Origin of the sequence: Neobacillus sp. NPDC093127, assembly GCF_044754175.1 — a bacterium.
In the GTDB taxonomy this organism is placed as follows: Bacteria; Bacillota; Bacilli; order Bacillales; family Cytobacillaceae; genus Neobacillus.
Window position 1 is genome coordinate 118,779 of record NZ_JBIVOP010000013.1, and the last position, 11,481, is coordinate 130,259.

An 11,481-nucleotide genomic window follows, 5' to 3' on the forward strand; every position below is an offset into this window, starting at 1 on the left:
GATTAAAAATTCAACATCTTCGTCAATTTACGGACAAAGCCTTTAATTCCGCTGTTCTCATTTGGTTCAGCACTTCCGGTAACAAACCGTTCTGCTAATCTTTTTAACGTAAGTGATGCTGCCGACTTTGGCGCAGCCAAACAAAATGGTACTTGTTTTAACACGGCTTGGAGTACATGACTATCTTCGGGAATGGCGCCAAATATTTTTATTTCTCTATTTAAAAAGGAATGGACCGCTGTTTTGAATTTACTCGCTACTTCCATACCTTCCTTCGGATTGGTGACGCGATTAATCACGAGCTGAAACGATAAAGACGGGCGTTGACTATGCAAAATCTTCACAACTGCATAGGCGTCGGCAATCGCAGTTGGTTCAGCAGTGGTGATTAAAATGACCTCATCTGCTGACAGATGACATTGTTGCGATTCAAGGGTTAAGCCTGCGCCTGTATCGATAATGATCGTGTCCGCATAGCCGTGCAATTTTTCTAATTCGGAAAAAAAGTAGCTTCTTTCCTCCTCCTGAAGCTGCAGGAGCTTGGTGAATCCTGAACCGCCGGCAATAAATTCCAAACCGTTTGGTCCCTTTTCTAATACATCCCAGACACTTTTCTGTTGCTGAATCATTTCTAGTAAATTGGACTGAGGTGTCATCCCCATTAAAATATCGATATTGGCCATGCCAAGGTCAAGGTCGACCAAGACGACTTTTTGACCAAGTCCAATCAGGCTAAGCGCAAAATTCAGGGCAAAATTGGATTTTCCCACCCCGCCCTTCCCACTGGCAACCGTCACCACTCGTGAAGACCGAACAGGCTCCGCTAAGGATTTAGATAACTGCCGCAAACTATAAGCTTGGTCTTGCTGCATACTCATCCACTCCCAATATCTTTTTCGCGATATAATTGGCCGTTGCCGGCATGATGTCCTGTGGAACTGCTTGACCAATACTAATATATGATAAAGGATATGGATAGTGGTATAGAATATTAAGGGCGGCACCGTAACAGGTCGTTTCATCCCATTTTGTTAAAATTAACTTATCAATCGGAACCGATTTCATTTTCTCAATGACCATCTTCAAATCACGCCAGCGCGTTGTCATACTGAGCACTAAATAATTTTCTTGTGGTGCATCAAAATGAAGGTATTGATTAATTTCTTCAATGTATTCGTCCTCAAGATAGTTTCTCCCCGAACTATCCATTAACATTACCTGACAGCCCTTTAAACCATCGACTGCATCCGCGAGTCCGTCTGGGTTTGTCACAACTTCGACGGGAACATTTAAGATGTTCGCGTATGTTTTTAACTGTTCAACTGCGGCAATTCGGTACGTATCGGTTGTCAACAGCCCGACACGCTGCCGTCCCTGCAACACCCTTACGGCTGCCAATTTGGCGATTGTTGTCGTCTTTCCAACACCGGTTGGCCCGATTAAGGTAATCAAGAATGGACTCGAATCCATCTCTTTTGTGATGCCCTCTTCTAGAAGCTCTTCAACGTTGTTGAGAAAGGTTTCTTCGATTACTTCACTTGGCACATGCTCTAAATTGTCATATTTCATCGTCACTCGTTTAACAAGAAATTGAATGACTTCCTCATCTACTTCCTGGTCTCTGAGTCTCATAACCCATTTTTCTAGCGGCTTCGGAATCGTCTTCGAGGCAGGGCCCCCCTTAACGATGGAGTGAATTAACCCCTTTACCTCAGAAAGTTCCTTAAGAACTTCTTGATGCGATTCCATTTTTACCTGTTCCGGTTCGGGTTCGGGTGGCTTTGACGCTGCTTCCTTCTGGCTCTCTCCGGCAGCAAGGTCACTTGCGGCAACCACCTCAAGTTTCTTGCGGCGCAAAAACCAGAAAAAACCGGCAGCCTTAACGGGTTTTGTTTTTAAAATAATCGCTTCTTTGCCGAGATCTTGAAAAATCAGCGGATAAGCATCGGATAAATGGTCGACTACATAGGTTTTTATAATCATAAATTCACAACTCCAACACTTTGAACTTCCACATTCGGTTCGAGCTCATTATAAGAAAGAATCGGAATATCCCCAAACGCTATTTCCGTCACCTGTCTGACAAACATCCGAATTCCGGCGGACGTCAGGATGATGGGGCGAATCCCCAGCTGTGAAGATTGCTGAATTGATTCCGTAAACGAATGCAGCATTCTCTGGTTTGATTCTGGATCCAAAGCCAAGATATCGCCCTGCTCTGTCCGTTGAATCGACTCGGCCAATTTCTTTTCAATCCCGGCCCCAACACGAAGGGCATGGATGACGCCGTTTTGCGTATGCTGAGAGGTTAATTGCCGTGATAATCCCTGGCGGACATACTCCGTTAAAATATCGGGATTTTTCGTATAGACTGCATTATCAGCTAATGCCTCAAATATCGTAGACAGGCTGCGGATCGACACATGCTCCTTCAACAGCTTCTGAAGCACTTTCTGAATCTCTCCAACAGACAATGTCTGACCGACAAGCTCCTCCACGAGCGACGGGTAGCCCTCTTTCACATGATCAATTAATTGCTTCGTTTCTTCTCGTCCTAAAATTTCATGGGCATACTTCTTAATTGTTTCTGATAGATGTGTACTAATAACAGACGAAGGGTCAACGACAGTGTAGCCAAACAATTCCGCATGATCCTTCATTTCTTCATTCACCCATAAGGCAGGAAGTCCAAATGTCGGCTCGGTCGTTTCAATCCCTTCAATTCCATGCTCTTCAGCACCGGGATTTAACATCAGAAAATGATCGAGCAAGATCTCACCGTTTGCCACTTCATTGCCTTTTATTTTAATACTATATTCATTGGGACGAAGCTGGATATTATCGCGGATGCGAATAACCGGGACAACGAGCCCTAATTCCATCGCGATTTGCCTGCGAATCGCGACAACCCGGTCTAATAAATCGCCGCCCTGATTGGCATCGGCTAATTTGATCAACCCAATGCCAAACTCAAATTCAATCGGGTCTTCCCTGAGCAGGTTAAAGACGTTCTCAGGCTTACGAACCTCCTCGAGCTCTTGTTCCGATTGCAGATTTTCTTCCGCTTCCTCTGATTTGATGCGGCTCCTTTGCATCGTAAAACCGCCGAACGCAATCAGACCGGCAATCCCCCAGGTCAAGATAATCCCGATTGGTGTCACGATTCCAAGCACGGCTATCACAGCTGCTACTATATACAATAGAACGGGATAGGCAAAGATTTGCTTGGTCAGATCATCGCCGAGACTTCCGTCAGAGGCGGCTCTCGTTACCATAATTCCCGTTGCGGTTGAAATTAACAGCGCAGGAATCTGGCTGACTAAACCGTCGCCAACCGACAAGAGCGTAAACGTGCTGAGTGCTTGGGAAAAATCCATCCCGTGCATCGTCATCCCAATGATGAAACCGCCGATGACATTGATAATCAGGATAATAATTCCGGCAATTGCATCGCCCTTTACGAATTTACTGGCCCCATCCATAGAGCCGTAAAAGTCGGCTTCGCGCTCAATTTTTTGGCGGCGATTCCGGGCATCCTTCTCGCTAATCATCCCGGCATTTAAGTCGGCATCAATACTCATTTGCTTTCCGGGCATCGCATCCAAGGTAAACCGCGCCGCTACTTCAGCTACCCGCTCTGCGCCCTTTGTAATCACTAAGAATTGAATGATAACTAAAATTAAGAAAACGATGAAGCCGACGACGGCATTTCCGGCGATGACAAAGTTTCCAAATGTCTCAATCACATTCCCCGCTTTTGCCTTTGATAAAATCGACCGTGTACTTGAAACGTTCAAGGCTAACCGAAAAAGCGTCGTTAATAACAGCAGTGATGGGAAAATCGAGAAATCAAGCGATTCCTTCGTATTCATAGCTATTAATAATATTAAAATCGAGATCGATAGATTTAAGATTAGCAGTATATCAAGCATAAACGTCGGCATGGGAATAACCATCATGGCGACAATCATAATAACAGCCAGTAATACGACAAGATTTTTAAGTTTCATTGTTTCACCTTCGCTGACTACTCAAAGTTCCTTTTATTCGATAAACATAAGCTAAAATCTCTGCTACAGCTTTAAAAAGCTCTTCGGGAATTTCCCCGCCAATTTCCACACTGGCATACAGGGCCCGCGCTAATGGCTTGTTTTCCATAATCACAATCTTGTGTTCCTTGGCGGCTTCTTTAATTTTAAGGGCAAGAAAGTCGGCCCCTTTAGCGACCACAATCGGAACCTGCATTTTTCCTGCTTCATAGGCAATCGCCACGGCGTAATGCGTTGGGTTTGTCACGATAACCTGGGCGTTTGGAATCTCCGCCATCATCCGCGCCCGTGACATCTGCCGTTGTTTTTCCTTGATTTTATGCTTAATTAACGGATCGCCTTCCGACTTTTTAAATTCATCTTTAATTTCTTGCTTTGACATCCGCAGCTTTTTGGCAAAATCAAACCGTTGATACACAAGGTCCGCTGCCGCGATTACTAAATAGACCGCAGAAATCGTCAGGCCCATCCGAATCATCAAAGAAGAAATAAAGCCGACAATCTGTAATGGTTCCATTTGTGGAAGCTTAAGAAACTCACCCTTTTCAGACCAGAGAAACAGTCCCGCGACCGTAGCGACAGCGATAACTTTTAGCAGCGATTTAACAAATTCAACCAGCGTCCTTGCTGAGAATAAGCGCTTTGCCCCTGTAATCGGGTTCAGTTTATTAAGGTCCCACTTCAATGACTCGGGTGCCACCAGAAAGCCTACCTGTGAGAGATTAGACGCTAACGACGCCAGCCAAGCAATAAATATCACCGGCACAGCAATAATAGCCCCCTCTTTAAGCAGACCGACAAACAAGGTCGGGACAGATTCTTCTGTCAGGTTCATCAGCAGCAGATCGGACAAACCGGATCGAACTAGCTGAAATAAGCGGATAGCCATCTGCTGCCCATAGATTCCTAGAATCGAAAACGAGGCAATTAAAACAATCGCATTTGTGAGGTCGGTACTCTTGGCAACCTGGCCTTTTTTCCTGGCATCCTGTTTTTTTCGTGGTGTCGCTTTTTCTGTTTTTTCCGCGAATAATTGTAAATCTAATGATAGCAGCATAATCTTTGTTCCTTTATGAGCCAAAAATCTGGAGAATGTGTTCAAACGACTTGACCATGACATTGACAAGTCTGCCTAACACATAAAAAAATGCCGGCAATGTCACGTAGAGTACGATATAATGCATAATCATTTTAACTGGGATCCCAATGACAAAAAGATTCATTTGCGGTGCGGTTTTCGCTAGTATTCCTAAGGCGATATCGACTAAAAAGATGGAACCCAGCATCGGTGCAGCAATTAAAAACGCAAGCCAAAACATGTTTTTGATTGAATCCAGGGCAAGGATAACGAGATTACTAGAGGCATCACTAGGGAGCCACGAATCAATCGGAATCCATTGAAAGCTGGCCATGACCCCTTGAATGAGGATGTGATGACCATTGATAGATAGAAAAAAGACAATCGTGAGAATGTAATAAAAGCGGCCGGTGATTGGTTCCTGAATGCTCGATTGCGGATTAAACATTGAAGCCATCGCAAACCCGCTTTGCAAATCAATAAAGCTTCCAGCCAGTTCTACAGCATAAAACAAAATTGCCGCAAAAAATCCCATACTGAGCCCGACAATGACTTCCTTCATTATTAACAAAAGATAGTTTGAATTGAGCTCGAGTCCCTGTGGTACCTCCATTAAGCCAACGACAAGGAGGGAAATGAAAAATGCGCTTCCCCATTTAAACGGGGCCGGTATTTGCCGCTCCATCCATAAGGGGGCGGAAACTAAAAAGCTGGTCAGCCGCACAAATACAAGCAGAAATAACGGTATATAATCTAAATATGGCATCATCTTATCCTATGAAACTCGTAAGATTGGCCAAAATATTCCGGGTAAAATCGACTAGATGGGTAAGCATCCAGGGACCAAATACTAATAGCCCCAGGAAGACAGCAATAATTTTTGGCGCAAACGACAGCGTCTGTTCTTGAATTTGCGTAACCGTCTGGATAATACTGACAATCAATCCCACAACTAAGGCGATCCCCAAAATCGGAGCTACTACCATTAAGGTAAGGAAAATCGAATTTTGGCCCAGTCCCATAATACTCTCAGATGTCATCACAACACACTTCCTTATTTAAAGCTGACAAACAATGACTGTACGACTAAATGCCAGCCATCAACCAAGATAAACAGCAGAATTTTAAACGGCAATGAAATCAAAGAAGGCGGAACCATCATCATCCCCATCGCCATCAGGATACTTGCTACAACCATATCGATAATCACGAACGGTATAAAAATCAGGAAGCCCATTTGAAACGCTGTTTTCAGCTCACTAATTGCAAAAGCCGGGACAAGGGTAGTCAATGGGATATCGTCGATGCTGGTGATATTTTTCTTCTGACTGTAATCCAAAAATAGCTTTAAATCACTTTCACGCGTTTGCTTGGCCATAAATTCTTTCATCGGGGCAGCCGCTTTATCCATCGCCGCACTCTGGCTGATTTCACCTTTAAAAAACGGCTGTAGTGCCTGATTATTAACCTGTTGCAGCGTTGGTCCCATTACAAAAAAAGTAAGCAATAGACTGATCCCCATGATGACCTGGTTCGGCGGCATTTGCTGCGTTCCCAGCGAATTCCGGACAAACGAAAGGACTATCGCAATCCTAGTGAACGACGTCATTAATAAAAGAATGCTCGGAGCAACCGATAAAACGGTTAACAGCAGGATGAGCTTCACGGTCATCGATGTATCATTGCCCGACCCGCCAAAGTTAAGCTGCAGTCCCGTATCAGCCGGGGCAGCGAACGCATTCATGGCAAAAAGAAAAAACACTAAAGGTGTCAGGAGGACTACTTTTCTCACGTTCCATCTCCCCCTTTCATGAACGGTCTTGGTTGTGGGCCTGGTTAGATTGGACGTCCTTTAGCTGCTCGATGAATTGGGCATTCCATTTTTCTTCTTTTGTTTTCCGGTTAAAAAAGTCACGATTCCACTTCCACTTTAGCTTCCATTTCCCTTTCCACTTATCGGAAATATCCACGGGTGTCTCGGCAACCGATTCTAACAGTTTCGTTTGCTCTGCCCCAGGTGGGATCATCCGAATGACATTGATACTTTCGCCGACACCAAGAATATATAACGTATCGCCAATCATCAGGAGCTGAACGGAACGATTATTGCCAAACGGATGCCCGCCGATGGCATGAAAGGCACCCCCTGAACCGAGGAGTTTCGTCTTCCGTGAAATAAATCGTAACACGAGATAAATTAAGGCAATGATTAATAGAAACGACCCAATAAATTGCAGCGCATAAAGCCCGGTAGAGGCGGCTGAAGTATCAGGCTTAGCCGGGGGAAGGTTTTTTTCTTGCTGTGAGTTTTTTTTGTATTGATCGTAAACCGTTTTTTCACTCGCATGTGCTGTTTGTAAAGGGACATTAACAAGAAGCAAAATAGCGGTTAACATCACAATCCATTTTTTCAAATGATGCACTAACCTTTCCCCTTTCACTTAAGATTCTTTTCCCGTTCCTGCTTTGAGACAATTTCCGCTATCCTGACTGAAAGCTTATCCTCTATCACAACGAGTTCTCCAGCAGCCATCGGCATGTTGTTGACCAATACATCAACATGCTGACCTGCGAGCTTGTCCAACCGAAGCACAGACCCTGTTTGCAGTTCAAGAATTTCACGGACTTTTTTCTTCGTTCTCCCAAGTTCAAATGATACTTGAACGGAGACATCGGTTAGCAAGGTTAGTTGTTTTTTTTCTGGAGCAATGTCCGGCTGTTCGATGATGGGCGAAAACTGCACCGATTGGACCGCACCATATGATTCGCTTCTTCTTTCCTTCACGCTGCAAGGCCCCTTTACTTATTTAATGGGAAAACCGCTGATGAAAATGACGAATGACCGCAAGTTCATCGAGCTGGTCTTGTTCGACTTTTTTCTCTTTTTGCAGAAAGGCATCAAAAGATTGATCACGGAGAAAATTCCACATCCGTTCATCCTTATGCTTTTCCATATATTTCTCCTGCTTAATCCGCAGCTCTTCATCGATTTTGCTCATCACTTCTTTTGCTTTGGAGATTTTTTGGATTAAGAGATTCAGATAATGTGACTGCTGCTGCATTTCCACTACTGAAGTCATCCCGTTGGAACGATTGATTTGTTCATCCTGTTCCTCCAGCAAACCATGAATTTCTTCTTTCAATTGATCCTTCTTCTTAACCAAACTGCCATATTCGGAAAAAGCCTGCTCTTTTTCCTTTTCTTTCAGGGACAGGATATGTTCGTATGGAAACCGAAAAGTCATCTGCTGCTCACTCCGAATCGTGATTGTAATTGTTCAATCGTCGTTTGAATGGACGGGGCTTCGGTTGTGCTTTGTTTTCGAAACTGATCAATCCAGCCCTTGGCCTCAATTGCCTCGTCAATTTCCCGGTCCGTACCCCGTTTATAAGCACCGATTTGAATCAAATCCTCCGCTTTTTGGTAGACACTCGTATGCTGCTTCAATATTTCAGCTGCCTGTAGATGTTCATTAGGGACGATATCCTTCATCACACGGCTGACACTCGCTAAAATATCAATCGCCGGATAAACTCCTTTATGGGCAAGCTGGCGGTCTAAGACAATATGTCCATCCAAGATGCCTCTGACGGTATCGGCCACTGGTTCATTCATATCGTCACCATCGACAAGCACAGTATAAAAGGCGGTAATACTGCCATATTCATTCGTTCCCGCCCGCTCCAGTAACCGCGGCAGCATCGCAAACACAGACGGGGTATAACCTTTCGTCGCCGGCGGTTCGCCAATCGCTAAGCCAATTTCCCGCTGTGCCATCGCAATCCTCGTGACGGAATCCATCATTAGATTTACATTCATTCCTTGGTCACGGAAAAATTCAGCAATCGCCGTCGTAATCATTGCCCCTTTAATCCGAATCAGGGCCGGCTGGTCAGAGGTCGCGACAATAACGACGGATTTTTTCAAGCCTTCTTCCCCTAAATCCCGTTCAATAAAATCAAGCACTTCCCTGCCACGTTCTCCGATAAGGCCAATGACGTTCACATCTGCCTCGGTATTGCGGGCAATCATCCCAAGCAGGGTGCTTTTTCCGACGCCGCTCCCGGCGAACACACCAACCCGCTGCCCTTTTCCAACCGTAAGCAATCCGTCAATCGTCCGAACACCGACACTTAACGGTTCAGTAATCCGCGGCCGCAGCAATGGATTGGGAGGTAGATTATCAGCCTTCACCTCAAGGAGGCCGACAGGAAGATGACTGCCATCTAAGGGATTACCTAAGCCGTCCAACACCTTTCCTAACAGGTCTGTGCCGACCTTCGCTGTTAACGGCCTTCCCGTTGACACCACATCACAGCCCGGTCCAATCGAATGAAGCTCCCCGAGCGGCATAAGCAGTACCTTATTATTGCGAAAGCCAACCACCTCCGCCTTGATCGGTTTTTGCTGCTGGCTGGATATAATATGACAAATGTCTCCCAATTTCACATCAGGTCCCTGTGATTCTACTGTCAGGCCAATCACTTGTGTCACTTTGCCATTCATCTTTATCGGATTCACCGTTTCAAGGACATCTAAATAGGCTTGAAGTTTCCATTTACTCACTTGTCTCTAGCTCCTGCTGATAGGTTAGTAGTGCTTTTTTGATTTCACTTAATTGGACATCGATTCTGGCATCGACACTTCCTGAAGAGGTATGAATCATACATCCCCCCTGATTTACTGAATAGTCAGGAACAATTTTTATCTCAATTTTGCCATTTACGACCGATAACAATTGCTCACGCTGCTTTTGGACAAAGGCGAAATCCGCTGGAGCGACACTAATCGTTAAGGAAGTGGTTTCGTAAACGGATGACAGCGACTGTTTGATCATCGGCAGCAATGCCTCTTGGTTCAGTTGTAATTCCTGTTGTAAAACTTTCTTGGCTATCTCGACGCTCAACGCAATCACAAACGGCTCTGCCTCTTCGATGACCGCTTGTTTTTCTTGAAAGGCTTGTTCTAAAATAGCGCTTGCGTGTTCAATCAGCTCGCGATATTGAAGCTTTGCGTGTTCCTTCCCCTCGTCAAAACCGTTTTGATAGCCTTCCTGATAGCCGCGCTTTTTTTCTTCTTCAAGCAGGAGACGGAATTGCTCTTTCTCCTTATTTTTCCATTCCGCTAATTCCGCAGCGATTTGCGCCTTTTGCTCAGCAAGCTCGATTTCAAGCTGCACGCCCAGCAATTGATCTGGCTCGGAGGCAATTTCTGTTAGTTCTTCCTGGGTATGTTGATGATTTGGGAGCCCGATTAGTTTCTGTCCATCTTTTTTGACAACATGCAACGATTTAACAATCTTAGATGACAAGGTCCTCTTCCTCTTCCATAATCTCTTCTATTTGTTCCTGCGCCGGTTGATTTCGAGAAATAATAATGACTCCTTCGTACTCTAATTTCCTCACGATGCTGACAATTCGGCTTTGTGCCTCTTCCATCTCTTTCTGACGAACCGGTTCATTAGCAGCTAATTCTTCCTCAAGACCTTCCAAACGGCGTTTGGAAATATTAGCGTAGATAGCATTTTTAACCGCTTCACTGGCACTGCGTAATGCAAGCGGGAGGTCTTGATTGGTAACATCCATCAAAATCCGCTGGATGGAGCGATTATCTAGAAGGCTCAGATCCTCAAACACAAACATCCGTTGTTTGATTTCGTTGGCAAGCTCTGGGTCCTTATCTTCTAACGTCTCAAGAATATTCTTCTCCGTTGGACGGTCAACACTGCTGAGAATATTGACAATCGAATCGATTCCGTTTTGACCGTTCGAGTCGTTATTTTCAGCCATTAACAGCTTTTCAACTAATGCCTGTTCCACCTGGCGGACAATCTCCGGTGAGGTGGTGCCCATCAAGGCAATCCGCTTCGAAATTTCAAACTGGCGCTCCGGGGAAATTAACGAAAGCACCGCGGCTGCTTGTTCCGAATGAAGGTAAGACAAGACGAGCGCAATCGTTTGGGCATTTTCCGTTTGCAGTAAGTGGACGACTCTTTTCGACTCCACTTCAGCAAGAAATTCAAACGGCTTCTCATCCGGTCGTTTGACCTCATCGATTCGATTCATGAAGCTTGCTGCCTTTTCCTCGCCAAAGGTTCGAAGCAATAATTCTTTGGCCACGTCGGCCCCGCCGTAAGAAACGACCCGGGAAGCGACCACAATATCATGAAATTCCTTTAAAATTTTCTCGGTCACTTCAGGCGGCACCTTGCGTAAATTGGAAATTTCGGTTGTAATACTCTCAATCTCTTTTTCTTCCATATGCTTCATTACTTGGACGGTTACGTCCGGACCTAAGGAAAGCAGTAAGATGGCTGCCTTCTGTATGTTTGTATAGTTTTCCATCTTAATGCA

13 protein-coding genes are annotated in these 11,481 nt (G+C 44.9%); all 13 read right to left on the reverse strand.

Annotation, left to right across the window (positions count from 1 at the left end; all coding sequences use genetic code 11):
• Positions 1 to 2: 2 nt before the first annotated feature.
• Complete coding sequence (locus ACIQCO_RS17880) at positions 3 to 872, reverse strand: MinD/ParA family protein (RefSeq protein ID WP_400430750.1); 870 nt, start codon at positions 870 to 872, stop codon at positions 3 to 5.
• Complete coding sequence (flhF, locus tag ACIQCO_RS17885; RefSeq protein ID WP_400430752.1) at positions 850 to 1,983, reverse strand: flagellar biosynthesis GTPase FlhF; 1,134 nt, start codon at positions 1,981 to 1,983, stop codon at positions 850 to 852. Before flhF ends, ACIQCO_RS17880 begins: the two co-directional genes overlap by 23 nt.
• Positions 1,980 to 4,010, reverse strand: coding sequence for a flagellar biosynthesis protein FlhA (flhA, locus tag ACIQCO_RS17890; protein WP_400430754.1), 2,031 nt, complete (start codon positions 4,008 to 4,010; stop codon positions 1,980 to 1,982). Before flhA ends, flhF begins: the two co-directional genes overlap by 4 nt.
• A 4-nt stretch (positions 4,011 to 4,014) precedes the next feature.
• Positions 4,015 to 5,106 carry a flagellar biosynthesis protein FlhB gene (gene flhB, locus ACIQCO_RS17895; RefSeq protein WP_400430756.1) on the reverse strand — a complete coding sequence of 364 codons (1,092 nt, stop codon included), beginning with the start codon at positions 5,104 to 5,106 and terminating at the stop codon, positions 4,015 to 4,017.
• Positions 5,107 to 5,119: 13 nt separating this feature from the next.
• Positions 5,120 to 5,896 (reverse strand): flagellar biosynthetic protein FliR, encoded by a 777-nt coding sequence (fliR, locus tag ACIQCO_RS17900; RefSeq protein WP_400430758.1) that lies wholly within the window; start codon positions 5,894 to 5,896, stop codon positions 5,120 to 5,122.
• Between the two features lies 1 nt (position 5,897).
• Positions 5,898 to 6,167: a flagellar biosynthesis protein FliQ gene (gene fliQ, locus ACIQCO_RS17905; RefSeq protein ID WP_400430760.1), complete on the reverse strand. Its 270-nt coding sequence runs from the start codon at positions 6,165 to 6,167 to the stop codon at positions 5,898 to 5,900.
• Between the two features lie 14 nt (positions 6,168 to 6,181).
• Positions 6,182 to 6,871 carry a flagellar type III secretion system pore protein FliP gene (gene fliP, locus ACIQCO_RS17910; protein WP_400430869.1) on the reverse strand — a complete coding sequence of 230 codons (690 nt, stop codon included), beginning with the start codon at positions 6,869 to 6,871 and terminating at the stop codon, positions 6,182 to 6,184.
• 64 nt (positions 6,872 to 6,935) lie between these two features.
• A complete protein-coding gene (locus tag ACIQCO_RS17915; RefSeq protein ID WP_400430761.1) occupies positions 6,936 to 7,550 on the reverse strand; it encodes a flagellar biosynthetic protein FliO in 615 nt (204 codons plus the stop codon).
• 14 nt (positions 7,551 to 7,564) lie between these two features.
• The gene (gene fliN / locus ACIQCO_RS17920; RefSeq protein ID WP_400430763.1) at positions 7,565 to 7,912 is read right to left on the reverse strand and encodes a flagellar motor switch protein FliN; all 348 of its coding nucleotides are present in this window, start codon (positions 7,910 to 7,912) and stop codon (positions 7,565 to 7,567) included.
• Between the two features lie 22 nt (positions 7,913 to 7,934).
• A complete protein-coding gene (gene fliJ, locus ACIQCO_RS17925; protein ID WP_400430765.1) occupies positions 7,935 to 8,372 on the reverse strand; it encodes a flagellar export protein FliJ in 438 nt (145 codons plus the stop codon).
• Entirely contained in the window at positions 8,369 to 9,694 is a 1,326-nt protein-coding gene (gene fliI / locus ACIQCO_RS17930; protein ID WP_400430767.1) for a flagellar protein export ATPase FliI, read from the reverse strand. Before fliI ends, fliJ begins: the two co-directional genes overlap by 4 nt.
• Entirely contained in the window at positions 9,687 to 10,439 is a 753-nt protein-coding gene (locus ACIQCO_RS17935) for a FliH/SctL family protein (RefSeq protein WP_400430769.1), read from the reverse strand. The genes fliI and ACIQCO_RS17935 overlap by 8 nt, the downstream gene beginning before the upstream one ends.
• On the reverse strand, positions 10,429 to 11,472 hold the full coding sequence (gene fliG / locus ACIQCO_RS17940; RefSeq protein WP_400430771.1) for a flagellar motor switch protein FliG: 1,044 nt from the start codon (positions 11,470 to 11,472) through the stop codon (positions 10,429 to 10,431). Before fliG ends, ACIQCO_RS17935 begins: the two co-directional genes overlap by 11 nt.
• Positions 11,473 to 11,481 lie beyond the last annotated feature (9 nt).